This window comes from Exiguobacterium acetylicum, assembly GCF_019890935.1.
Lineage (GTDB): Bacteria > Bacillota > Bacilli > Exiguobacteriales > Exiguobacteriaceae > Exiguobacterium_A > Exiguobacterium_A abrahamii.
In genome coordinates this window covers 115,217-139,000 of the sequence record NZ_CP082333.1, presented here as the reverse complement: position 1 = coordinate 139,000, position 23,784 = coordinate 115,217, and the positions used below count along the sequence as shown (strand labels likewise).

The following is a 23,784-nucleotide window of genomic DNA, read 5'->3' as shown; positions in this document are numbered from 1 at the left end:
ACTTTCATTTTGTAGCAAAAGGGCAGAAGCGGGATACGCACTGCCCTTTTATGGCGAATCATTTAATGAGGATTAAACGAGTTCGATGATGACCATTTCTGCGCCGTCACCACGACGTGGTCCCATTTTCATGATGCGTGTGTAACCACCTTGACGCTCAGCAAAACGTGGAGCCACATCAGCGAATAATTTTTGGATCGCGTCTTGTGCTTTGCCCTCTGCGTTTTGACCAGCAGCTTCACGGCGAACGAACGATGCAACTTGACGACGAGCGTGGAGATCACCGCGTTTACCTAAAGTGATGAGTTTCTCTACGACTGGACGAAGTTCCTTCGCTTTTTGTTCTGTAGTTTGGATACGCTCATTGATGATGAGATCAGTCGCAAGGTCACGCAAAAGTGCCTTACGTTGTGAGCTTGTACGGCCTAATTTCGAGTATGCCATGGATGGATTCCCTCCTTCGTGCAATTAATAGTATTAGTCTTCTTTGCGCAAGCCTAGTCCGAGTTCGTCGAGTTTCGCTTGAACTTCCTCGAGTGATTTACGTCCGAGGTTACGGACTTTCATCATCTCGTCTTCGCTCTTGTTCGCGAGTTCTTGAACCGTGTTGATACCAGCGCGTTTCAAACAGTTGTACGAACGAACTGAGAGATCGAGTTCTTCGATCGTCATTTCGAGTACTTTTTCTTTTTGATCTTCTTCCTTTTCGACCATGATTTCAGCATGGAGCGCTTCGTCCGTAAGACCAACAAAGATGTTTAAGTGTTCTGTCATGATTTTCGCACCGAGTGACACTGCTTCTTCAGGGCGGATTGAACCGTCCGTCCAAACATCTAGCGTCAACTTATCGAAGCTCGCATCTTGACCGACACGTGTTTTTTCAACTTGATAATTTACACGTTGAATTGGCGTGTAAATCGAGTCGATTGGGATTACACCGATTGGCATATCGTCCCGTTTGTTATCTTCAGCCTGAACATACCCACGACCACGGCGTGCTGTCAGACGCATATGAAGTGATGCACCTTCTGCAAGCGTTGCGATGTGAAGTTCTGGGTTGAGGATTTCGACGTCGCTGTCATGCGTAATGTTCGCAGCAGTGACAACACCAGCGCCTTGAATATCGATCTCAAGCGTTTTCTCTTCTTCCGAGTACACTTTGAGGGCGAGTTTCTTAAGGTTCAAGATGATTTGGGTAACGTCTTCTACAACGCCATCAATCGTCGAGAACTCATGAAGAACGCCATCGATTTGGACTGCAGTGACTGCAGCACCCGGAAGTGAAGACAATAGGATACGACGCAATGAGTTACCAAGCGTTGTACCGAATCCACGCTCAAGCGGCTCAACTACGAATTTACCAAACGTAGCATTCTCGCTTAACTCGATCGTTTCAATCTTCGGTTTTTCGATTTCGATCATCTGAACCCCTCCTTGAATATCGTCATGTTGGCCATCGCGTTCAATCGCCAACCGCCTTGTGTACGTTTCTACTGCCTTGCTTGGTCAAACGATCAACAAAAGTCTACTCGAATCCCCGCTCTGCAGTACAAGACGGGTTACACGCGACGACGTTTTGGAGGGCGGCAACCGTTGTGTGGTACTGGAGTAACGTCACGGATTGCAGTGACTTCGAGACCGATTGCTTGAAGAGCACGGATAGCTGCTTCACGACCTGCACCAGGACCTTTAACGTTAACTTCTACAGTACGCATACCGTTATCCATTGCTGTTTTAGCAGCTGTTTCAGATGCCATTTGTGCAGCGAAAGGAGTCGATTTACGTGAGCCTTTGAAGCCCATGTTACCTGCAGTTGCCCAAGAGATTGCATTCCCTTGCATATCAGTGATCGTAACGATCGTGTTGTTGAATGTTGAACGGATATGCACGATACCAGATTCAATATTCTTTTTGACTTTACGTTTACTACGAACGTTCTGTTTGCGTTTTGCCATCTTAGTTTACCCTCCCTTACTTCTTCTTGTTCGCTACTGTACGGCGTGGGCCTTTACGAGTGCGCGAGTTGTTTTTAGTGTTTTGACCACGAACTGGAAGACCACGACGGTGACGAACACCACGGTAGCAACCGATTTCGATCAAACGTTTGATGTTGAGTGAGATTTCACGACGAAGGTCACCCTCAACTTTGATTTTGTCTAAACCATCACGAAGTTGGTTCAATTGTTCCTCAGTCAAGTCGCGAGTACGAGTATCTTCAGAGATACCAGTTTCTTTCAAGACTTTTTGAGCAGTCGTTTTACCAACACCATAGATGTAAGTGAGTGAGATGACGATGCGTTTCTCACGTGGAATATCTACACCAGCAATACGTGCCATGTGTGCACCTCCTTGTTTAATTACCCTTGTTTTTGTTTATGCTTAGGGTTTTCGCAAATAACCATTACTTTGCCTTTACGGCGGATAACTTTACATTTTTCACAGATCGGTTTAACCGAAGGTCTTACTTTCATTGTGAATACCTCCTCCTGAAAAAATCGGAGTTTTTATTTGAAACGGTATGTGATCCGTCCGCGAGTCAAGTCGTATGGTGACAACTCAACCGTTACTTTATCTCCTGGCAAGATCCGAATGAAGTGCATCCGAATTTTTCCTGAGACGTGCGCGAGGACCGTGTGGCCGTTTTCTAACTCCACCTTAAACATCGCGTTTGGAAGCGGCTCGATAACCGTACCTTCCACTTCGATTACATCTTGTTTCGCCATCAATTATACCCCTTTCTCTATAAAGTTGATTGGGAGCCCAGACGATTTGTAGCGCTAGGGGCTTTCTACAAGAGCCATTGAGAGATCATCGGTCACAAACACGAGTGGATACTGGCTTATAGAAAGGTGACACCAATAACGCGCACAGCTCACTCTGCATCGACCGTTAAGATCTCGTAGCCGTCGTCTGTGATGGCGATGGTGTGCTCAAAGTGGGCGCACATGCTACCGTCCACTGTCACTACCGTCCAATTGTCGGATAGTGTGCGAACATAGCGTTTCCCGACGTTGACCATTGGCTCAATTGCCAGTGTCATGCCGGTTTTCAGGCGCGGCCCTTTCCCCGGTGGTCCATAATGTGGAATTTGCGGATCTTCATGCAAATTTTGTCCCACGCCGTGGCCCACATATTCGCGGACTACAGAAAAATTCGCAGCTTCAACATGTGACTGAATCGCATGCGAAATATCTGTCAGGTGCACGCCAGCTTTGGCGCGCTCCAATCCTTTATACAGAGATTCTTCAGTTACGTCAAGTAACCGCTTCGTCTCTTCAGAGATTGTACCTACCGGATATGTCCAGGCTGAATCTCCGTGATACCCATTGTACTCTGCTCCGATGTCAATCGAGATGATGTCACCGTCCTGAAGTACACGATCTCCCGGAATACCATGGACAAGCTCTTCGTTCACGGAAGCACAGATGCTACCCGTGAAACCATTATACCCTTTAAACGATGGTGTTGCCCCTTGACTTCGAATATAGCGTTCAGCGATCGCGTCGAGTTGCCCCGTCGTGATACCTGGGCGAATGTGAGCTTGAAGCTCCTTATGCGTCCGGGCGACGATTTGTCCTGCTTTACGCATGATGTCGATTTCACGCGGCGCTTTCGTGATGATCATTACTGATCACCAAGGAGTGCCTGAACATCGGAATATACATCGTTGATTGGACGATCACCGTCCAAATTACGAAGATACCCTTTTTCTGCGTAAAAGTCAATCAAAGGTTGCGCTTGAGCGACGTTGACTTCCAAGCGACGACGTACTGTCTCCTCTTGGTCATCTTCACGTTGTACAAGTGCTGATCCGTCGATATCACAGATCCCCTCCACTTTTGGTGGGTTGTAGAGAACATGATACGTTGCTCCGCAAGTTGGGCAAATCCGGCGACCTGTCAAACGAGGGACAAGTTTCTCCGGGTCTACACCGATGTGGATGACGTGATCAATTTGTTTGCCCAGATCTTCAAGTAATGCTTCAAGAGCATCTGCTTGTTTCACTGTGCGTGGGAAACCGTCAAGGAGAAAACCATTTGCACAGTCTTCTTTGGCGAGACGCTCACGTACGATGCCGATTGTGACTTCGTCCGGAACGAGTTCCCCTTTATCCATGTATGATTTCGCTTCTTGTCCGAGTGGCGTTGAATCTTTGATCGCCGCGCGGAACATGTCGCCTGTCGAGATGTGGGGGATCGCATAGTCTTCGATGATTTTCGCAGCCTGCGTTCCTTTACCAGCACCCGGCAAACCCATCAATACTAGATTCATGTCGGTAGCCTCCACTTCTATAGCTCTATAGACACAACAGAAAGGAAAGGGATGGTCCCCTTCCTCCCGCCTTATCGGATAAAGCCTTTGTAGTGTCGTTTAACCAATTGACTTTCAATCTGTTTCATCGTCTCTAGTCCTACACCGATGACGATCAACAAGCTCGTTCCACCAATCTGCACCGAGTTCGGTAAGCCAGCAAACTTAATAAAGAATGTCGGCGTCACCGCGATGACAGCGAGGAAGAGTGAACCGAAGAATGTCAGACGGTATAGAATCTTCGTGATGTACTGCTCCGTTTGCTTACCAGGACGAATACCAGGAATGTATCCGCCTTGTTTTTGAAGGTTCTCTGCCATTTGTTCCGGGTTAACCTGAACGAATGTGTAGAAGTACGAGAACGCGATGATCAGTGCCACATAGATCGACATACCGATTGGACTCGTATAGTCGAAGATGTCACGGATCTTCGTTGCCGTCTCCGGACTTGCAAAGAAACTCGCAATCGTTGGTGGCGTCACCATGAACGACACCGCGAAGATGACTGGAATAACACCGGCAGCGTTCAATTTGATCGGCAAGTGTGCCGATTGACCGCCAACTGGTGTCCGGTTCACCGTACGCTTAGCGTACTGAATCGGAATCTTACGTGCAGCTTGCTGAACATAGATGACTCCGACGATGACCGCGATGATGATTAAAAGCAAGAGTACGATATAAAGCACGTTTACAAACAAAGCATCCCCTGCATTTTGGAGCTTCGTTTCGTAAATCTGGCGGAATGCATTCGGGAAGCCCGCGACGATCCCAGCGAAGATGATCATTGATATCCCGTTACCAATGCCCTTCTCCGTGATGAGTTCACCGATGAACATCAAGAATGCTGTTCCCGCTGTCAATACGAGTGCAATCATAACGTATGTCCAGGTGCCGAACTGTTCGTCGACAAGACCTGGGTAGATACGGTTAAATCCAAGCGCGATTCCAAACGCTTGGACTAAGCCGAGTACGATCGTTCCATAGCGCGTTACCGTTGCTAACTTCTTACGGCCCGCCTCTCCTTGTTTTGCCCATTCGGCAAACTTTGGAACAACGTCCATCTGTAAGAGTTGGACAACGATCGAGGCCGTGATATACGGCATGATTCCCATCGCAAAGAGTGAGAAATTCTGCAAAGCATTCCCGCCGAACGAGTTCAAGAAACCAAGAATACCATTCTGGTCAATCTTGAACACTTCCGTGTTTACCATCGGCACCGGGATATGTGCACCAATCCGGAACACGATAACCAATGCCAAGGTAAAGAGAATGCGCCGACGAATGTCAGCTACGCGCCACATATTGGAGATCGCTTGAAACATTAGATCACCTCAACCGTACCGCCGGCAGCTTCGATTGCTTGCTTCGCAGCGTCGGAGAACTTATGAGCTTTGACTGTTAGTTTCTTTTCGATCTTACCGTTAGAAAGAATTTTCACGCCGTCTTTCATGCCTTTGACTGCACGAGTCTCGACAAGAAGTTCTGGAGTGACTTCAGTTCCTTCTTCAAAACGGTTGAGTGTGTCAAGGTTAATGACCGCGAACTCTTTACGAGTTGGGTTGTTGAAGCCGCGTTTTGGTAAACGACGGTAAAGTGGGTTTTGTCCACCTTCGAAACCTGGACGAACACCACCGCCTGAACGAGCTTTTTGACCTTTGTGACCACGGCCAGAAGTCTTACCGTTACCAGAAGACATACCGCGACCTACACGGTTGCGTTCTGAACGTGAACCAGCAGCTGGTTTCAATTCATGGAGTTTCATAGTGGGGCACCTCCTCATAAAATTATATCGAACTATTACTCTTGAATTTCTTTTACTGTCACTAAGTGTGACACGTGGTTAATCATCCCACGCATAGCAGCGTTGTCAGGTACGACAACAGTCTGGTGCATCTTACGGAGACCAAGCGTACGAGTAGTAACGCGTTGGTTCTCCGGACGACCGATCATGCTGCGTGTGAGGGTAACTGCGAGTTTCGCCATCTGTTTTCCCTCCCTTTCTTAACCGCGAAGTTCTTCGACGGTTTTACCGCGGAGTTTCGCAACTTCTTCAGCACGTTTGAGTGATGTGAGACCTTCGACAGTCGCACGAACCATGTTGATTGGAGTGCTTGATCCAAGTGATTTTGAAAGAATGTCGTTGATTCCCGCTAATTCGAGAACCGCACGAACTGGACCACCAGCGATGACTCCAGTACCTTCAGAAGCAGGCTTCAAGAAGACGTGACCTGCACCGAATACACCATTGACTTCGTGTGGAATTGTTGTGTTAACGATTGGAACGTTAACCATGTTTTTCTTAGCATCTTCGATTGCTTTACGGATCGCTTCAGGCACTTCCTGAGCTTTACCCGTACCGAAACCTACGTGACCATTCTTGTCACCAACGACGACGAGGGCAGCAAAACGGAAGCGACGGCCACCTTTTACTACTTTCGCGACGCGGTTTACGGTAACAACGCGTTCTTCGAGTTGATCCATGTTAATTTCTAACTGGCGCATGTAGAGGTTCCCTCCTTTTCTATTAGAATTTGAGACCAGCTTCACGAGCTGCTTCAGCTACAGCTTTGATACGTCCATGATAGAGATATCCTCCACGGTCGAAAACGACTGTTTCGATACCTTTTTCAAGAGCGCGCTCAGCTGCGAGCTTACCAACTGCTGCCGCAGCGTCAGTCGTGTTGCCTTTTTCAAGGTCGAGTGATGATGCAGATGCGAGTGTTGCATGTGTTGCATCGTCAATGACTTGTACGTAAATGTTCTTGTTCGAACGGAATACGTTCATACGTGGACGTGTTGCAGTCCCGATGATTGTACGACGGACACGACCATGACGTTTTTTACGCGTAGCGTTTTTATCTGCCTTTGAGATCATTTATGCCACTCCTTTCCGGTCAATTCGCATTCGCGAATTACTTACCTGTTTTACCTTCTTTACGACGAACGACTTCATCACTGTAACGAATACCTTTACCTTTGTACGGCTCAGGTTGACGGTACGAACGGATCAATGCAGCGACGTGACCAACACGTTCTTTGCTGATTCCGCGAACGATGAGTTGCGTATTCGTAGGAACTTCGACTTCGATGCCTTGTTCCGGAGTGTACTCGATTGGGTGTGAGTAACCGAGGTTGAGTACGATTTTGTTACCTTGCTTTTGTGCACGGTAACCAACACCTTGGATATCGAGTGTCTTAGCGAAACCGTTGCTTACACCTTCGACCATGTTCGCGATAAGCGCACGAGTCGTTCCGTGGATCGTACGGTTTGCTTTCTCGTCGTTCGGACGAGTGACAGTCAATTCATTACCTTCTACGTTAATCGCCATAGCTGGGCTGAACTCGCGTGAGAGTTCCCCTTTAGGACCTTTTACCGTAACCGTGTTGTTTTCAACTGTTACTGTAACGCCTGCTGGGATGACGACTGGCTTTTTACCAATACGTGACATTTAAGACACCTCCGTTCTTTTTATGCGTGTATTACCAGATGTATGCGATCACTTCGCCGCCGACTTTTTGTTGGCGAGCTTCTTTGTCAGTCATTACACCTTTAGATGTTGAAACGATAGCGATTCCGAGACCACCGAGTACTTTCGGGATTTCATCAGCTTTCGCGTAAACGCGAAGACCTGGTTTCGAGATACGTTTGAGTCCAGTGATGACGCGCTCGTTGCTTGCGCCGTATTTAAGGAATACGCGGAGCGTACCTTGTTTGCTGTCCTCGAGATATTCAACATCGCGGATGAAACCTTCACGTTTGAGGATTTCAGCGACTTCACGTTTGATTGTAGAAGCTGGCATTTCCAACTTCTCATGGCGAACCATGTTTGCATTACGAATGCGTGTAAGCATATCTGCAATCGGATCTGTCATAACCATGCGATGTACCTCCTTTCACAACTTTAATGAATTACCAGCTTGCTTTTTTAACACCAGGGATTTGACCTTTATGAGCAAGATCACGGAACTTAATACGGCTGATACCGAATTTACCAATGTAACCGTGTGGACGGCCAGTGATACTACAACGGTTGTGTAAACGAACCGCTGAAGAGTTACGTGGGAGTTTGCTCAAGCCGATGTAGTCGCCTTGTGCTTTCAATTCTGCGCGTTTTTCAGCGTAGCGCTCAACGAGTGCTTGACGTTTTACTTCACGTGCGATCATTGATTTCTTAGCCATGTTGTCGACCTCCCTTATTTTTGGAATGGCATGCCGAGTGCAGTGAGAAGCTCACGTGACTCTTCATCCGTGTTAGCAGTAGTTACGATAACGATGTCCATACCACGGACTTTCGATACGCGATCGTAGTCGATCTCTGGGAAGATCAATTGTTCCTTCACGCCTAGCGTGTAGTTACCACGGCCATCGAAAGATTTTTTCGATACGCCACGGAAGTCACGTACACGTGGAAGTGACACGTTGATCAACTTGTCGAGGAATTCGTACATGCGCTCGCCACGAAGTGTAACCTTCGCACCGATTGGCATACCTTCACGAAGTTTGAAACCAGCGATTGATTTCTTAGCTTTCGTGATGAGTGGTTTCTGACCAGTGAGGAGCTGAAGCTCTTCAACTGCCATGTCAAGTGCCTTAGAGTTCGTAACAGCGTCACCAACACCCATGTTGATTACGATTTTATCGACTTTCGGCGCTTGCATTACAGAACTGTAATTGAATTTCTCCATCATTACTTTGACGATTTCGTCTTGGTATTTAGCTTTTAAACGGTTCATCAGAAAGTGGACCTCCTTTCTTTAAATCTTCTTATTTATCTAAAGCTTCGCCCGATTTTTTAGCGATACGTACTTTCTTGCCGTCAACCACAGTGAAACCAACGCGTGTTGGGTTACCTGTCTTAGGGTCGATGAGCATAACGTTCGATACGTGAATCGGTGCTTCTTTCTCGACAATTCCGCCTTGCGGGTTGAGTTGAGAAGGTTTTGAGTGTTTTTTGATCATGTTAACGCCTTCGACGATTACGCGATCTTTTTTAGGCATAGCTGTAAGGACAACGCCTTGTTTGCCTTTGTCTTTACCAGTCATAACCTGAACTTTATCACCTTTTTTGACATGCATCGTTAGAGCACCTCCTTGTAGGAATTCTTTGGAATTAAAGTACTTCCGGTGCCAACGAGACGATCTTCATGAAGTCTTTTTCACGAAGTTCGCGTGCGACTGGTCCGAAGATACGTGTGCCACGTGGGCTTTTGTCATCTTTGATGATGACTGCTGCGTTTTCGTCAAAACGGATGTACGAACCGTCTTTACGACGAACGCCACGTTTAGTACGAACGACTACTGCGCGTACAACTTCACCTTTTTTGACAACGCCACCTGGTGTTGCTTGTTTTACTGTACAAACAATAACGTCACCGATGTTAGCAGTTTTACGACCAGAACCACCGAGGACTTTGATCGTCAAGACTTCACGAGCTCCTGAGTTGTCTGCTACTTTTAAGCGAGATTCTTGTTGAATCATACGATTGTACCTCCCTCCGGATGTTTATTCACCCGAACTAATTAGAGTTTAGATGATTACTGCTTCTTCAATGACTTCTACGAGACGGAAACGTTTGTCCTTAGATAATGGACGTGTTTCTTGAATGCGTACAACATCACCGATTTTAGCTGTGTTGTTTTCATCATGCGCTTTGTACTTTTTAGAGTAGTTTACGCGTTTGCCGTAAAGCTTGTGCTTTACTTTTGTTTCAACTGTAACTACGATCGTTTTGTCCATTTTGTCAGAAACGACGCGTCCAGTTAACACTTTGCGGTTGTTAGTGCGTTCCATTGAGTGTTCCTCCTCTCAGAATCCGAGTGAATTATGCGTTGTTGATGCCGAGTTCGCGTTCACGAAGAACGGTTTTCGCGCGTGCAATCGACTTGCGCACTTCACGGATACGAGCAGGGTTCTCAAGCTGACCAGTCGCGAGTTGGAAACGAAGGTTGAACAACTCTTCTTTCCACGAACCGACTTTACCGTTAAGCTCTTCAGTTGTTTGCTGACGGAGATCAGTTGCTTTCATTCGTATCACCACCATTTTCTTCACGTTTTACGAACTTACATTTTACTGGAAGTTTGTGTGATGCAAGACGGAGAGCTTCGCGTGCGATCTCTTCCGATACTCCTGCGATTTCGAACATTACTTTACCCGGTTTGACGACTGCTACCCAGCCCTCCGGAGCACCTTTACCTGAACCCATTCGGACTTCAAGAGGTTTTTTAGTGTATGGCTTGTGTGGGAAGATCTTGATCCACACTTTACCACCACGTTTCATATAACGAGTCATCGCGATACGCGCTGATTCGATTTGACGGCTAGTGATCCAGCTAGCTTCTTGAGCTTGGATACCGAACTCGCCGAAGTGTACTGTAGTACCACGTTTCGCTTTACCACGCATGTTGCCGCGGTGAACACGACGATATTTTACACGTTTTGGTAACAACATGTTGTGTTGCCTCCTTCCCTAGACGGATGTGGATTATTCTTCGTTTGCTGCTGCTTTTTTCGTAGGAAGCACTTCACCGTGGTGGAGCCATACTTTTACGCCAATTTTGCCGTAAGTTGTATCAGCTTCTGCAGTACCGTAATCGATGTCTGCACGGAGTGTATGAAGTGGAACTGTTCCTTCCGAATACTTCTCAGAACGAGCGATATCAGCGCCACCAAGACGACCAGAAACTTCAGTCTTGATTCCTTTGATACCAGAACGCATTGAGCGTTGGATTGATTGCTTCATAGCACGACGGAACGATACGCGACCTTCAAGTTGGCGAGCGATGTTCTCAGCGACGAGCTTAGCAACTGCATCCGGGTTTTTCACTTCAACGACGTTAACGTGAACGCGTTTGCCTTTTGCAAGGTTAGTGATGTCTTTACGAAGTGTTTCGATTTCAGAACCGCCTTTACCGATAACCATACCAGGCTTAGCAGTGTGAAGTGAGATGTTCAAGCGGTTAGCTGCGCGCTCGATTTCTACTTTAGAGACACTAGCGTCTTTAAGACGTTTTTCGATATATTCACGAACTACGTAGTCTTCATGAAGGAGATCAGCATAGTCTTTATCTGCGAACCAACGTGATTCCCAGTCTTTGATGATACCTACGCGAAGACCAGTTGGGTTAATCTTCTGACCCACGGTAATCCCTCCTTATTTTTCAGATACCACGATGTGAACGTGGCTCGTACGTTTGTTGATGCGGCTTGCGCGACCCATTGCACGTGGGCGGAAACGTTTGAGCGTTGGACCTTCGTTTACGTAAGCCTCAGTGACTACGAGGTTTTCGATGTTCATGTCGAAGTTGTGCTCAGCGTTCGCGATTGCCGATTTCAATACTTTCTCAACGATTGGCGTTGCTGCCTTGTTCGTGTAAGCAAGAATCGAAAGTGCTTCGCCGATTTGCTTCCCGCGGATTAAGTCTACTACGAGACGTGCCTTACGAGGAGCAATGCGAACCATATTAGCCGATGCTTTTGATTGCATAATGAGTACCTCCCCTCAGATTAACGTTTCGTTTTCTTATCGTTTCCAGCATGTCCTTTGTAAGAACGTGTTGGAGCGAATTCACCAAGTTTGTGACCGACCATATCTTCTGTCACGTAAACCGGTACGTGTTTACGACCATCGTAGACAGCGATCGTGTGACCGATGAACTCTGGGAAGATTGTCGAGCGGCGTGACCAAGTTTTGATGACATGTTTGTCACCAGCTTCGTTGGCTTTATCAACCTTAGCGAGCAGATGGTGATCTGCGAATGGACCTTTTTTCAAGCTGCGACCCATAGTTGTACCTCCCTTTGGCATGATTCAGGAACGGTTCCTACGAACCGTCCAGAAATCATGTAATTATTTTTTAGAACGACGGACGATATATTTATCGCTCGCTTTGTTTTTCTTACGAGTTTTGTATCCGAGTGCCGGTTTACCCCAAGGAGTAAGTGGGCCCGAACGACCGATTGGAGCACGCCCTTCACCACCACCGTGTGGGTGATCGACTGGGTTCATGACAGAACCACGAACTGTAGGACGTTTTCCGAGCCAGCGTGAACGACCAGCTTTACCGATATTGACGAGCTCGTGCTCTTCATTACCGACAGCGCCGACTGTTGCACGGCAAGTAGCAAGGATCATACGAGTTTCGCCTGATTGAAGACGAACGATCGCGTATTTACCATCTTTACCGAGAAGCTGAGCAGAAGTACCAGCTGCGCGAACGAGCTGACCACCTTTACCTGGCTTAAGTTCGATGTTGTGGATCAACGTACCGACTGGGATGTTTGAAAGTGGAAGAGCATTACCGACTTTAATGTCAGCTTCTGGTCCAGCCATGACTTGCATGTCTACTTTCAAGCCTTTCGGTGCGAGGATGTAGCGTTTTTCACCATCGATGTAGTGGATCAATGCGATGTTAGCAGAGCGGTTTGGATCGTACTCAATTGTAGCGACACGACCAGCGATGCCATCCTTGTTCCGTTTGAAGTCGATGATACGATATTTACGTTTGTGTCCGCCACCTTGGTGACGTACTGTCAAGCGACCTTGGTTGTTACGTCCGCCCTTTTTCGAAAGCTTTTCAGTTAACGATTTTTCAGGACGTGAAGCCGTAATCTCAGCAAAGTCAAGTGCAGTCATATTACGACGACCGTTAGTGGTCGGTTTAAACTTTTTAATTCCCATCGAGAGTTCCCTCCTTTTCTACAGAGTTCCGATTAACCGAGGTAATCGAGTTCTTTGCTATCTGCAGTAAGCGTGACGACCGCTTTTTTGCGGCGTGCTGTGTAACCAGCGTGACGACCTACGCGTTTTGCTTTTGGTTTTGAGATCAATGTGTTGACTTTGTCAACTTTCACTCCGAAGATCGCTTCAACTGCATCTTTGATTTGAGTCTTAGATGCCTTCACGTCTACTTCGAATGTGTACTTTTTCTCAGCCATTTGGTTTACTGAACGTTCAGTAATGACAGGACGTTTGATAATGTCGTGTGTGTGTGCCATTATGCAAGCACCTCCTCTACTCTCGCAACAGCGTCCTTCGTAATGATGACTTTGTCATGAGCGACAAGATCAAGGACGTTTACACCTGCAGCGTCAACGACTGTGACACCTGGGATGTTGCGTGTTGAAAGAACGACTGACTCGTTGTAATCAGCAGTAACGACGAGAACTTTACGTTCGATTGAAAGAGCAGCGAATACTGCGATCATGTCCTTAGTTTTAGGAGCATCGATTGTCAATCCTTCAAGAACGATGAACTCGTTGTTAGCGACTTTCGAAGAAAGTGCTGAACGAAGTGCGAGACGACGAACCTTTTTAGGAAGTTTGTAAGCGTACGAACGTGGTGTTGGACCGAAGACTGTTCCACCGCCAACCCATTGTGGCGAACGGATCGAACCTTGGCGTGCACGACCAGTACCTTTTTGTTTCCATGGTTTACGGCCGCCACCGCGAACTTCCGAGCGACCTTTTGTATCATGTGTACCTTGGCGACGTGAAGCTTGTTGCATGACGATTGCATCGTATACGACTGCTTCATTTGGCTCGATTCCGAAAACGGCATCTGCGAGCTCGATGTCTCCAACTTGTGTACCTGTTTGGTTAAGCAAAGCTACTTTAGGCATTCGTTATTCCTCCTTTCCTTGCAAACGGATTAGTTGCCTTTAACCGCAGATTTGATGACAACTTGGCTCTTACGTGCGCCTGGGATAGCACCCTTGACGAGGAGTAAGCCGCGTTCTGCATCAACTTTTACGATTTCAAGGTTTTGAACAGTGATTTGCTCTCCACCCATGCGTCCAGGGAGCAATTTCCCTTTGAATACACGGTTAGGAGCAACAGGACCCATTGAACCTGGGCGACGGTGGTAACGCGAACCGTGAGCCATTGGACCACGTGATTGGTTGTGACGCTTGATTGCACCAGCGAAACCTTTACCTTTCGACGTACCTGTTACATCAACCATTTCGCCTGCAGCGAAAGTATCTGCTTTAATCTCTTGACCGATTTCGAAATCTGCTACTGATGTACGGATTTCTTTAATGAAGCGCTTAGGTGTCGCGTTTGCTTTCGCAGCGTGACCTTTTTGCGGTTTGTTTTGACGACCTTCTTTGATATCACCAAAGCCGAGTTGGACTGCTTCGTAACCGTCAACTTCCGTTGTTTTCAATTGAAGAACAACGTTACCTTCGACTGAAACGACAGTAACAGGGACGACTTCGCCTGACTCGTTGAAGATTTGTGTCATACCGAGTTTAGTTCCTAAGATTCCTTTAGCCATGAGATACACCTCCTAATATTGAATGATTTTGATCTTCTGGCTAGTATCAACTATCTATAGAAGAAAAATTAAAGTTTGATTTCGATGTCAACGCCCGATGGAAGTTCGAGACGCATAAGCGCATCAACAGTTTTCGGTGTTGGGTTAACGATGTCGATCAAACGTTTGTGTGTACGCATTTCGAACTGCTCACGAGCATCTTTGTACTTGTGAACGGCACGAAGTACTGTGTAGACCGCTTTCTCCGTTGGGAGTGGGATCGGACCAGATACAGTAGCACCTGAACGTTTTGCTGTGTCGACAATCTTCTCAGCCGATTGATCAAGCACGCGGTGATCGTATGCTTTCAAACGGATCCGAATTTTTTCATTTGCCATGTTATTTCCCTCCTTTTCGCCTATTTCGTAAATAGACATTCTCCGCGGAAATTTCCACACTAGCCATGGCAATGCCGCCTGGTGTGTCATAACCTCCCGCTTCATCGCGTTGTGTTTGTGACCAACATATTCTATCATACTGAATCACCAGCAAGAATGCAAGCACTAATAAAATAGAATATGTATTCAAGTCTCTCACCACTCGCACAAACACTTTCCTCAGTATATAAGATGTCAGACCATGTTGCAAGACTGTTTTCAAAGAAATGAAAAAAGGTCTTCCGCCACGGGAGACGGAAGACCTTTGTCTTAAAAATTACTCAACGATTTCTGTAACTGATCCAGCGCCTACTGTACGGCCACCTTCACGGATTGAGAAACGAGTTTCTTTTTCAAGAGCGATTGGTGCGATGAGTTCAACAGTCATTTCGATGTTGTCCCCAGGCATAACCATTTCAGTACCTTCTGGAAGTTGAACCATACCAGTTACGTCAGTTGTACGGAAGTAGAACTGCGGGCGGTAGTTCGCGAAGAATGGCGTGTGACGGCCACCCTCTTCTTTAGAAAGAACGTAAACTTGCGCTTTGAACTTTTTGTGTGGTGTGATTGTGTTTGGTTTCGCGAGAACTTGTCCACGCTCGATGTCGTCACGTGATACACCACGGAGAAGAGCACCGATGTTGTCGCCAGCTTCAGCATAGTCAAGAAGCTTACGGAACATCTCTACACCAGTACATACTGATTTTTTAGTTTCTTCGTGAAGACCAACGATTTCGATCTCGTCGTTGACTTTAAGAACTCCACGCTCAACGCGGCCAGTAGCAACTGTACCACGACCAGTGATTGAGAAGACATCCTCAACTGGCATCATGAAGTCTTTTTCAGTGTCACGAGTTGGTTCTGGGATGTACTCATCGACAGCTGACATGAGTTCAAGAATTTTTTCTTCCCATTTAGCTTCGCCGTTAAGCGCGCCAAGAGCAGAACCTTGGATAACTGGGAGGTCATCACCTGGGAAGTCGTACTCAGAAAGAAGCTCACGGATTTCCATTTCGACGAGCTCAAGAAGCTCTTCGTCGTCAACCATGTCAACTTTGTTCATGAATACTACGATGAAAGGAACACCTACTTGACGTGAAAGCAAGATGTGCTCACGTGTTTGTGGCATTGGACCATCTGTTGCAGAAACAACGAGGATCGCGCCGTCCATTTGTGCAGCACCAGTGATCATGTTTTTAACATAGTCAGCGTGACCTGGGCAGTCAACGTGTGCATAGTGGCGTTTTTCTGTTTCGTACTCGATGTGAGCTGTTGCGATTGTGATACCGCGCTCGCGCTCTTCTGGAGCACCATCGATTTGGTCAAACTTAGTTGCAGCTTTACCTTGTGCTTTTGCAAGTACAGCTGAGATAGCTGCTGTTAAAGTTGTTTTACCGTGGTCGACGTGGCCGATTGTACCAACGTTAACGTGCGGTTTAGAACGGTCGAATTTTTCCTTACCCATTCTGAATTCCTCCTCTATGTGTCTAATAATTTTTTATAACTAGGAAGGTGAGTCGTAAGATAACGTACACCTTCCTTAGCTTACACTAATCATAAAAGCGTGACAACCTGTGAAGGATTAGCCGTTCGCTTTTTTGATGATTTCTTCCGCAACTGATTTCGGTACTTCTTCGTAGTGATCGAAGTGCATCGAGTACGTTCCGCGACCTTGTGTGCGTGAACGAAGACCAGTAGCGTATCCGAACATTTCAGAAAGTGGAATCATTGAACGGACAACTTGAGCGTTACCGCGTGCTTCCATACCTTCTACGCGACCACGGCGTGATGTAACATCACCCATGATGTCTCCCATGTATTCGTCTGGGATGACGATTTCAACTTTCATCATTGGCTCAAGGATAACAGCGCCGCTCTTATCTTTAAGTTGTTTGACTGCCATTGAAGCCGCAACTTTAAATGCCATCTCGTTTGAGTCGACATCGTGGTACGATCCGAAGACGAGTGAAGCTTTTACGTCAACGACCGGGTAACCAGCAAGGATACCGTTTTGAAGTGCTTCTTCGATTCCGTTCTCAACCGCTGGGATGTATTCACGTGGAACAACACCACCGACGATTTTGTTGTTGAACTCGAAGCCAGCGCCTTCTTCGTTCGGCTCGAATTCTACGACGACGTGACCATACTGACCACGACCACCAGATTGACGAGCGAACTTCGAATCGATCTTCGCCGCTTGGCGGATCGTTTCACGGTAAGCTACTTGTGGAGCACCAACGTTTGCTTCGACTTTGAATTCGCGACGCATACGGTCAACGATGATGTCGAGGTGAAGCTCACCCATACCTGAGATGATCGTTTGACCAGTCTCTGGGTTTGTTTCAGTGCGGAACGTTGGATCCTCTTCAGCAAGCTTAGCGAGGGCTTGACCCATTTTATCTTGGTCAGCTTTCGTTTTTGGTTCGATAGCGACCGAGATAACTGGTTCTGGGAATGTCATTGATTCGAGAACGACGTTGTCTTTCTCTGCACAAAGCGTATCTCCAGTAGTTGTATCTTTCAAACCTACAGCTGCAGCGATGTCACCCGCGTATACCATCGGGATCTCTTCACGGCTGTTTGCGTGCATTTGAAGGATACGTCCAAGACGCTCACGTTTGCCTTTTGTTGAGTTTTTAACGTACGATCCTGCCGAAGCTGTACCAGAGTACACACGGAAGAATGTCAATTTACCGACGTAAGGGTCAGTCATGACTTTGAACGCGAGTGCAGAGAATGGTGCTTCGTCCGAAGACTCACGCACGATTTCTTCATCCGTATCCATGTCGATACCTGAGATCGCTTTTACGTCGATTGGTGATGGGAGGTAATCGAGAACTGCGTCAAGCATAAGCTGAACACCTTTGTTCTTGAATGCCGAACCTACGAGTACAGGATAGAAGTCAACTGTCAGAGTTGCTTTACGGATAGCCGCTTTCAACTCGTCGATTGTGATTTCTTCACCCTCGAGGTATTTCATCATCAATTCTTCTTCGTAATCCGCAACTGCTTCGATCAATGATCCACGGAGTTCTTCAGCTTGATCAGCGAGATCAGCTGGGAAACCGTCAGTCACTTCGATGTCAGTTCCGAGATCGTTACCGTACATGTATGTTTTCTGTTCGACGAGGTCGATGATTCCTTTGAATTCATCTTCCGCACCGATTGGAATTTGGATCGCGTGTGCGTTCGCTTGAAGGCGTTCGCGAAGCGTTCCGACCGAGTACAAGAAGTCTGCACCGATTTTATCCATTTTGTTAACGAAAACGATACGTGGTACGCCGTAAGTTGTAGCTTGGCGCCATACTGTCTCAGTTTGTGGCTCAACACCAGACTGAGCGTCAAGTACTGCTACCGCACCATCAAGTACGCGAAGTGAACGTTCAACCTCAACTGTGAAGTCTACGTGTCCAGGTGTATCGATGATGTTTACGCGGTTACCTTTCCATTGAGCAGTTGTTGCTGCCGATGTAATCGTGATCCCACGCTCTTGCTCTTGCTCCATCCAGTCCATTTGTGAAGCACCTTCGTGCGTTTCACCAATCTTGTGGATACGACCCGTGTAATACAGGATACGCTCAGTCGTTGTTGTTTTACCAGCATCGATGTGAGCCATGATCCCGATGTTACGAGTGTTCTTAAGGGAGAATTCTCTTGCCATCTTTAAACATTCTCCTTTCGCATTTTAGTTTAGTGGTCGTGTGTTGCCACACGTCATGACTATACCCGAAAGCCACCTCATAATTCCATTAAAAATGGCATGCATGAGGTGGTGATTTTCGGAATTACCAGCGGTAGTGAGCAAACGCTTTGTTCGCTTCCGCCATTTTGTGCATATCTTCGCGCTTCTTAACAGAAGCACCAGTGTTGTTTGCAGCGTCCATGATTTCGTTAGCAAGGCGCGCATCCATAGTTTTTTCGTTACGGAGACGTGAGTAGTTCACGAGGTAACGAAGTGCAAGTGTCGTACGACGCTCTGGGCGAACTTCGACAGGAACTTGATAGTTAGCTCCACCTACACGGCGTGCTTTAACTTCAAGAACTGGCATGATGTTGTTCATCGCTTCTTCAAAGACTTCCATTGCATCGCGACCTGAACGTTCAGCGATAGTTTCGAAAGCTTTGTATAAGATTTGTTGAGCAGTACCTTTTTTACCATCTAACATAAGACGGTTGATAAGGCGGGTAACGAGTTTAGAGTTGTAGATCGGATCAGCCATTACATCACGACGTTCTGCTTGACCTTTACGTGGCATTCCGAGTCCCTCCTTTCATATAGTGAGGTGATATCTTAAGATATCTAGATTATTTTTTAACTTTAGGACGTTTAGTACCGTATTTCGAACGACCTTGCATACGGCCGTCAACACCAGCTGTATCAAGCGCACCACGAACGATGTGGTAACGTACCCCTGGTAAGTCTTTTACGCGGCCGCCGCGGATAAGAACAACACTGTGCTCTTGAAGGTTGTGGCCGATACCTGGGATGTAAGCTGTTACTTCCATTGTGTTCGTCAAACGTACACGTGCGTATTTACGAAGAGCCGAGTTCGGTTTCTTCGGAGTCATTGTACCTACACGAGTACAAACACCACGTTTTTGTGGTGAGCTGATGTCAGTACGAGCTTTAATGAAGCTGTTGTACCCTTTGTTCAGCGCTGGCGAATCTGATTTCACAACTTTTGATTGACGTCCTTTACGGACTAATTGGTTGATAGTAGGCATCTTTGAGATCCTCCCTTCCTGAATTCATGACAAATTTCAAAACCACCGAGCCGGGTGGTTCATCGAAAGTCATAATGAAACGTTTTGCGTGGCTCAGGCATTCCATCGCCACACAAAACGCATTATCAAACTTTCTTAATGGCAACAGCGGTTGCTGCGACATCGATTCCACAAGCTTTTCCAAGCTCTTGCTTAGAAGGAACATTCACGACTGGAACGTTAGCTTGTTTCGCCGCATCGAGCAATGCTTGTTTTACGTGTTCATCTGCGTCATCCGCAATGATCACTTCCGACGCCTTGCCAGATCGCAATGCTTTGAGCGTTTGCTTTTGACCGACAAACTTCAAATCTGCGCCGACTACTTTTTTGTAAGACATGAAGATATCCTCCAAAATAACACAGCCGGTTGGCAACACTATATCATAGTAGCACCGCCATACCGGCGTGTCAAGGCGTTTTATTCTACCGGAGAATCGGCTTCTACAGGTGCTTCGCCAGCCACTTCGAGATCGATCTGACGGTAACGTGACATCCCAGTACCAGCTGGAACCAACTTACCGATGATGACGTTCTCTTTCAAGCCGCGAAGGTAGTCGCTCTTCCCTTTAATCGCTGCATCCGTAAGGACACGAGTCGTTTCTTGGAACGACGCAGCCGATAGGAATGAATCTGTTTCAAGTGACGCTTTCGTGATACCGAGAAGAACTGGTTTCGCCGAAGCGAGAGCTTTCCCGTTACGGAGCGCTTCTTTACAAGCTTCCTTGAACGTGCTGATATCGACGAGCGAACCTGGTAAGAGTGAAGTCTCACCAGACTCGATGACACGTACGCGACGGATCATTTGGCGAACCATGACCTCGACGTGTTTGTCACCGATCTCAACCCCTTGCATCCGGTATACTTTTTGAACTTCTTGAAGCAAGTAGTTCTGAACGCCGGATACACCTTTAACGTTCAAGAGTTCTTTCGGATCGATCGAACCTTCCGTGAAGACTTGACCAGCTTTGACCTCGTCCCCGAGCTGAACACGTAGACGCGAACCGAATGGGATCGTGTATGTGCGTGTTTCGCTGAGTCCTTGGACCGTCAATTCACGTTTGTCACGCGATTCCGTGAAGTCGATGACTTGACCATCGATTTCCGAGATGACCGCTTGACCTTTCGGGTTACGCGCTTCGAACAACTCTTGGATACGCGGAAGACCTTGTGTGATATCGTCCCCGGCAACCCCACCTGTGTGGAAGGTACGCATCGTAAGCTGCGTTCCTGGCTCACCGATTGATTGTGCCGCGATGATACCGACAGCTTCGCCGACTTCGACGTCGTTGCCTGTTGCCAAGTTACGTCCGTAACATTTCTTACAGACACCGTGGCTTGTGTTACATGTGAAGGCAGTACGGATCTCAACGTTATCGACACCAGCGTCAGTGATGACACGCGCGATGTCTTCATCGATGAGTTCGTTCGTTGAAACGAGGACTTCTCCTGTTTCAGGGTGAACGACGTTTTCGAATGCCGTACGGCCGACGAGGCGGTCGTAGAGGCTTTCGATCTCTTCCGTTCCTTCACGGAGTGCTGTGACGCGGATACCACGATCCGTTCCACAATCATCTTCACGGATGATGACGTCTTGAGCAACGTCAACGAGACGACGAGTCAGGTAACCCGAGTCAGCCGTTTTCAAGGCTGTATCGGCAAGACCTTTACGTGCACCGTGTGTCGAGATGAAGTATTCCTGTACCGTTAGACCCTCACGGAACGATGATTTGATCGGGAGCTCGATGATCCGTCCACTTGGAGCGGCCATGAGTCCACGCATACCAGCGAGCTGCGTGAAGTTCGACGCGTTACCACGGGCACCGGAGTCACTCATCATGAAGATCGGGTTGAGACGGTTGAGGGATTTCATCAGACGAGACTGAATTTCATCCTTCGCATCATTCCACGATTTAACGACGCGCTCATAGCGCTCGTCTTCTGTGATGAGACCACGACGGTACGATTTCATGACGCGGTCGACATTGTCCTGCGCTTCAACAAGAATTTCTTGTTTATCTGGAAGAACGATGATGTCCGCGATCCCTACCGTGATACCGGCACGAGTCGAGTGTTTGAATCCGAGGTTTTTCATGCGGTCGAGCATGCGGCTTGTTTCTGTCGTCTCAAACCGTTTGAAGACTTCCGCGATGACATTTCCAAGGAATCCTTTTTTGAACGGGTCGATGATCGGACGGTTCTTCAGTTCTGCCGCGACATCTGTTCCTTTTTCAAGGAAGTACTTGTCTGGCGTCGCTTCTTGAAGGTTCGTCATCGTTGGTTCGTTCAAGTAAGGGAACGTCGTTGGGAGGATCTCGTTGAAGATCAACTTACCGACTGTTGTAATCAATAATTTCTCGTTTTGCTCTTCCGTGAATGTCGGGTTCTTGAGAACGCCGGCTGGAATCGCAACACGTGTATGGAAGTGCGCATAACCGTTTTGGTAAGCGATGAGCGCTTCGTTCACTGTCGAGAAGAGTTTACCTTCGCCGATCGCGTTTTCGCGCTCGAGCGTGAGGTAGTAGTTACCGAGGACCATATCCTGCGATGGTGTAACAACAGGTTTACCGTCTTTCGGGTTCAAGATGTTTTGTGCAGCGAGCATGAGAAGACGTGCTTCTGCTTGTGCTTCTGCCGAAAGTGGTACGTGAACCGCCATTTGGTCACCATCGAAATCGGCGTTGTATGCCGTACATACGAGTGGGTGAAGGCGAATCGCGCGTCCTTCGACGAGCGTTGGTTCGAACGCCTGGATACCGAGACGGTGAAGTGTCGGTGCACGGTTCAAGAGAACCGGATGCTCACGGATGACTTCTTCGAGGACATCCCAGATTTCAGGTTGAACGCGCTCGATTTTCCGTTTCGCACTCTTAATGTTCGGTGCGATGCCACGAGAGACGAGTTCTTTCATGACGAACGGTTTGAAGAGTTCAAGGGCCATTTCTTTTGGAAGACCACATTGATACATCTTCAAGTTTGGACCAACGACGATAACCGAACGACCAGAGTAGTCGACACGTTTACCGAGCAAGTTTTGACGGAAACGTCCTTGTTTCCCTTTCAACATGTGTGAAAGTGATTTAAGTGGACGGTTACCTGGTCCAGTGACTGGACGACCACGACGACCGTTATCGATCAAAGCATCGACTGCTTCTTGAAGCATCCGTTTTTCATTCTGAACGATGATGTTCGGAGCGCCAAGGTCAAGAAGACGCTTGAGACGGTTGTTACGGTTGATGACGCGGCGGTACAAGTCGTTCAAGTCAGACGTCGCGAAACGTCCGCCATCGAGTTGAACCATCGGACGAAGTTCCGGTGGGATGACTGGAAGTACTTCAAGCACCATCCATTCTGGATTGTTGCCTGAGTTACGGAACGCATCGAGGACTTCAAGGCGTTTGATCGCACGCGTACGACGTTGTCCTTGAATCATACGAAGCTCTTCACGTAATGCAGCGACTTCTTTATCGAGTTCCACGTCACGGAGCAATTTACGAACTGCTTCCGCACCCATTTCAGCAGTGAACGAACGACCGAACTTCTCACGATATGCACGGTATTCTTTCTCTGAAAGGAGTTGTTTCTTCTCAAGTGTCGATTCGCCTGGATCTGTGACGACGTACGACGCGAAGTAGATGATCTCTTCTAACGCACGCGGTGACATGTCGAGGACGAGTCCCATACGGCTAGGAATTCCTTTGAAGTACCAGATGTGCGAAACCGGTGCTGCGAGCTCGATGTGACCCATGCGCTCACGACGGACTTTCGACTTCGTGACTTCAACGCCACAGCGGTCACAAATGATTCCTTTATAGCGGATCCGTTTGTATTTACCACAGTAACATTCCCAGTCTTTTGTTGGACCAAAAATACGTTCACAGAACAAACCGTCTTTCTCTGGTTTGAGTGTACGATAGTTGATCGTCTCCGGCTTTTTCACTTCCCCGAAAGACCATGAACGGATCTTTTCGGGGGAAGCGAGGCCGATTTGCATATATTCAAATCTATTAACATCTACCAA

36 protein-coding genes are annotated in these 23,784 nt (G+C 47.4%); all 36 read right to left on the bottom strand.

What is annotated here, in order from left to right:
• Window positions 1-72: 72 nt before the first annotated feature.
• Entirely contained in the window at window positions 73-444 is a 372-nt protein-coding gene (gene rplQ, locus K7G97_RS00815) for a 50S ribosomal protein L17 (RefSeq protein WP_023466649.1), read from the bottom strand.
• A gap of 33 nt (window positions 445-477) precedes the next feature.
• Window positions 478-1,422: a DNA-directed RNA polymerase subunit alpha gene (locus K7G97_RS00810; RefSeq protein WP_023466648.1), complete on the bottom strand. Its 945-nt coding sequence runs from the start codon at window positions 1,420-1,422 to the stop codon at window positions 478-480.
• A 137-nt stretch (window positions 1,423-1,559) separates the two neighbouring features.
• Window positions 1,560-1,955 carry a 30S ribosomal protein S11 gene (gene rpsK, locus K7G97_RS00805; RefSeq protein WP_023466647.1) on the bottom strand — a complete coding sequence of 132 codons (396 nt, stop codon included), beginning with the start codon at window positions 1,953-1,955 and terminating at the stop codon, window positions 1,560-1,562.
• Between the two features lie 16 nt (window positions 1,956-1,971).
• A complete protein-coding gene (rpsM, locus tag K7G97_RS00800) occupies window positions 1,972-2,337 on the bottom strand; it encodes a 30S ribosomal protein S13 (RefSeq protein WP_023466646.1) in 366 nt (121 codons plus the stop codon).
• A gap of 20 nt (window positions 2,338-2,357) precedes the next feature.
• On the bottom strand, window positions 2,358-2,471 hold the full coding sequence (gene rpmJ, locus K7G97_RS00795) for a 50S ribosomal protein L36 (RefSeq protein WP_003156543.1): 114 nt from the start codon (window positions 2,469-2,471) through the stop codon (window positions 2,358-2,360).
• 33 nt (window positions 2,472-2,504) lie between these two features.
• Window positions 2,505-2,723 (bottom strand): translation initiation factor IF-1, encoded by a 219-nt coding sequence (gene infA / locus K7G97_RS00790; RefSeq protein WP_012369032.1) that lies wholly within the window; start codon window positions 2,721-2,723, stop codon window positions 2,505-2,507.
• 149 nt (window positions 2,724-2,872) lie between these two features.
• Window positions 2,873-3,625, bottom strand: coding sequence for a type I methionyl aminopeptidase (gene map, locus K7G97_RS00785; protein ID WP_023466644.1), 753 nt, complete (start codon window positions 3,623-3,625; stop codon window positions 2,873-2,875).
• Window positions 3,625-4,272, bottom strand: coding sequence for an adenylate kinase (locus K7G97_RS00780; RefSeq protein WP_023466643.1), 648 nt, complete (start codon window positions 4,270-4,272; stop codon window positions 3,625-3,627). The genes map and K7G97_RS00780 overlap by 1 nt, the downstream gene beginning before the upstream one ends.
• Before the next feature lie 71 nt (window positions 4,273-4,343).
• Window positions 4,344-5,633: a preprotein translocase subunit SecY gene (gene secY, locus K7G97_RS00775; RefSeq protein ID WP_023466642.1), complete on the bottom strand. Its 1,290-nt coding sequence runs from the start codon at window positions 5,631-5,633 to the stop codon at window positions 4,344-4,346.
• A complete protein-coding gene (gene rplO / locus K7G97_RS00770; protein WP_035399353.1) occupies window positions 5,633-6,073 on the bottom strand; it encodes a 50S ribosomal protein L15 in 441 nt (146 codons plus the stop codon). Before rplO ends, secY begins: the two co-directional genes overlap by 1 nt.
• 35 nt (window positions 6,074-6,108) lie before the next feature.
• Window positions 6,109-6,294 carry a 50S ribosomal protein L30 gene (gene rpmD, locus K7G97_RS00765; RefSeq protein WP_023466640.1) on the bottom strand — a complete coding sequence of 62 codons (186 nt, stop codon included), beginning with the start codon at window positions 6,292-6,294 and terminating at the stop codon, window positions 6,109-6,111.
• Between the two features lie 18 nt (window positions 6,295-6,312).
• Window positions 6,313-6,813, bottom strand: coding sequence for a 30S ribosomal protein S5 (gene rpsE, locus K7G97_RS00760; RefSeq protein WP_023466639.1), 501 nt, complete (start codon window positions 6,811-6,813; stop codon window positions 6,313-6,315).
• A gap of 22 nt (window positions 6,814-6,835) precedes the next feature.
• Window positions 6,836-7,186 (bottom strand): 50S ribosomal protein L18, encoded by a 351-nt coding sequence (rplR, locus tag K7G97_RS00755; RefSeq protein ID WP_023466638.1) that lies wholly within the window; start codon window positions 7,184-7,186, stop codon window positions 6,836-6,838.
• Between the two features lie 37 nt (window positions 7,187-7,223).
• Window positions 7,224-7,760 (bottom strand): 50S ribosomal protein L6, encoded by a 537-nt coding sequence (gene rplF, locus K7G97_RS00750; protein WP_058705173.1) that lies wholly within the window; start codon window positions 7,758-7,760, stop codon window positions 7,224-7,226.
• Window positions 7,761-7,791: 31 nt separating this feature from the next.
• On the bottom strand, window positions 7,792-8,190 hold the full coding sequence (gene rpsH, locus K7G97_RS00745) for a 30S ribosomal protein S8 (RefSeq protein WP_012369023.1): 399 nt from the start codon (window positions 8,188-8,190) through the stop codon (window positions 7,792-7,794).
• Window positions 8,191-8,221: 31 nt separating this feature from the next.
• A complete protein-coding gene (gene rpsN, locus K7G97_RS00740; protein ID WP_023466636.1) occupies window positions 8,222-8,491 on the bottom strand; it encodes a 30S ribosomal protein S14 in 270 nt (89 codons plus the stop codon).
• Between the two features lie 14 nt (window positions 8,492-8,505).
• On the bottom strand, window positions 8,506-9,045 hold the full coding sequence (rplE, locus tag K7G97_RS00735) for a 50S ribosomal protein L5 (protein WP_023466635.1): 540 nt from the start codon (window positions 9,043-9,045) through the stop codon (window positions 8,506-8,508).
• Window positions 9,046-9,076: 31 nt separating this feature from the next.
• Complete coding sequence (gene rplX / locus K7G97_RS00730) at window positions 9,077-9,388, bottom strand: 50S ribosomal protein L24 (RefSeq protein WP_012369020.1); 312 nt, start codon at window positions 9,386-9,388, stop codon at window positions 9,077-9,079.
• 34 nt (window positions 9,389-9,422) lie between these two features.
• A complete protein-coding gene (gene rplN / locus K7G97_RS00725) occupies window positions 9,423-9,791 on the bottom strand; it encodes a 50S ribosomal protein L14 (RefSeq protein ID WP_012369019.1) in 369 nt (122 codons plus the stop codon).
• 48 nt (window positions 9,792-9,839) lie between these two features.
• Window positions 9,840-10,103 (bottom strand): 30S ribosomal protein S17, encoded by a 264-nt coding sequence (rpsQ, locus tag K7G97_RS00720; protein ID WP_023466634.1) that lies wholly within the window; start codon window positions 10,101-10,103, stop codon window positions 9,840-9,842.
• A 31-nt stretch (window positions 10,104-10,134) separates the two neighbouring features.
• Window positions 10,135-10,338 (bottom strand): 50S ribosomal protein L29, encoded by a 204-nt coding sequence (gene rpmC / locus K7G97_RS00715; protein WP_012369017.1) that lies wholly within the window; start codon window positions 10,336-10,338, stop codon window positions 10,135-10,137.
• Window positions 10,325-10,762 carry a 50S ribosomal protein L16 gene (gene rplP, locus K7G97_RS00710; RefSeq protein WP_012369016.1) on the bottom strand — a complete coding sequence of 146 codons (438 nt, stop codon included), beginning with the start codon at window positions 10,760-10,762 and terminating at the stop codon, window positions 10,325-10,327. Before rplP ends, rpmC begins: the two co-directional genes overlap by 14 nt.
• Window positions 10,763-10,795: 33 nt before the next feature.
• Entirely contained in the window at window positions 10,796-11,452 is a 657-nt protein-coding gene (rpsC, locus tag K7G97_RS00705; protein WP_023466633.1) for a 30S ribosomal protein S3, read from the bottom strand.
• A gap of 12 nt (window positions 11,453-11,464) precedes the next feature.
• Window positions 11,465-11,797 (bottom strand): 50S ribosomal protein L22, encoded by a 333-nt coding sequence (gene rplV / locus K7G97_RS00700; RefSeq protein ID WP_012369014.1) that lies wholly within the window; start codon window positions 11,795-11,797, stop codon window positions 11,465-11,467.
• A gap of 20 nt (window positions 11,798-11,817) precedes the next feature.
• Window positions 11,818-12,096 (bottom strand): 30S ribosomal protein S19, encoded by a 279-nt coding sequence (rpsS, locus tag K7G97_RS00695; protein ID WP_012369013.1) that lies wholly within the window; start codon window positions 12,094-12,096, stop codon window positions 11,818-11,820.
• A 63-nt stretch (window positions 12,097-12,159) separates the two neighbouring features.
• The gene (gene rplB, locus K7G97_RS00690) at window positions 12,160-12,990 is read right to left on the bottom strand and encodes a 50S ribosomal protein L2 (RefSeq protein WP_023466632.1); all 831 of its coding nucleotides are present in this window, start codon (window positions 12,988-12,990) and stop codon (window positions 12,160-12,162) included.
• A gap of 32 nt (window positions 12,991-13,022) precedes the next feature.
• Window positions 13,023-13,307 carry a 50S ribosomal protein L23 gene (gene rplW / locus K7G97_RS00685; RefSeq protein ID WP_023466631.1) on the bottom strand — a complete coding sequence of 95 codons (285 nt, stop codon included), beginning with the start codon at window positions 13,305-13,307 and terminating at the stop codon, window positions 13,023-13,025.
• Window positions 13,307-13,930 (bottom strand): 50S ribosomal protein L4, encoded by a 624-nt coding sequence (rplD, locus tag K7G97_RS00680; RefSeq protein ID WP_023466630.1) that lies wholly within the window; start codon window positions 13,928-13,930, stop codon window positions 13,307-13,309. The genes rplW and rplD overlap by 1 nt, the downstream gene beginning before the upstream one ends.
• A 29-nt stretch (window positions 13,931-13,959) precedes the next feature.
• Window positions 13,960-14,586 carry a 50S ribosomal protein L3 gene (rplC, locus tag K7G97_RS00675; protein ID WP_058705174.1) on the bottom strand — a complete coding sequence of 209 codons (627 nt, stop codon included), beginning with the start codon at window positions 14,584-14,586 and terminating at the stop codon, window positions 13,960-13,962.
• 68 nt (window positions 14,587-14,654) lie between these two features.
• Window positions 14,655-14,963, bottom strand: a complete 309-nt coding sequence (gene rpsJ, locus K7G97_RS00670) for a 30S ribosomal protein S10 (RefSeq protein ID WP_029343090.1) — start codon at window positions 14,961-14,963, stop codon at window positions 14,655-14,657.
• A gap of 316 nt (window positions 14,964-15,279) precedes the next feature.
• Window positions 15,280-16,467 (bottom strand): elongation factor Tu, encoded by a 1,188-nt coding sequence (tuf, locus tag K7G97_RS00665; RefSeq protein WP_058266098.1) that lies wholly within the window; start codon window positions 16,465-16,467, stop codon window positions 15,280-15,282.
• Window positions 16,468-16,584: 117 nt separating this feature from the next.
• Window positions 16,585-18,663 (bottom strand): elongation factor G, encoded by a 2,079-nt coding sequence (gene fusA, locus K7G97_RS00660; RefSeq protein ID WP_035413156.1) that lies wholly within the window; start codon window positions 18,661-18,663, stop codon window positions 16,585-16,587.
• A gap of 124 nt (window positions 18,664-18,787) precedes the next feature.
• Complete coding sequence (gene rpsG / locus K7G97_RS00655) at window positions 18,788-19,258, bottom strand: 30S ribosomal protein S7 (protein WP_023466623.1); 471 nt, start codon at window positions 19,256-19,258, stop codon at window positions 18,788-18,790.
• A 49-nt stretch (window positions 19,259-19,307) separates the two neighbouring features.
• A complete protein-coding gene (gene rpsL, locus K7G97_RS00650; RefSeq protein WP_023466621.1) occupies window positions 19,308-19,727 on the bottom strand; it encodes a 30S ribosomal protein S12 in 420 nt (139 codons plus the stop codon).
• 125 nt (window positions 19,728-19,852) lie between these two features.
• Window positions 19,853-20,104, bottom strand: coding sequence for a ribosomal L7Ae/L30e/S12e/Gadd45 family protein (locus K7G97_RS00645; RefSeq protein WP_023466620.1), 252 nt, complete (start codon window positions 20,102-20,104; stop codon window positions 19,853-19,855).
• 80 nt (window positions 20,105-20,184) lie between these two features.
• The gene (gene rpoC / locus K7G97_RS00640; protein WP_316499630.1) at window positions 20,185-23,784 is read right to left on the bottom strand and encodes a DNA-directed RNA polymerase subunit beta'; all 3,600 of its coding nucleotides are present in this window, start codon (window positions 23,782-23,784) and stop codon (window positions 20,185-20,187) included.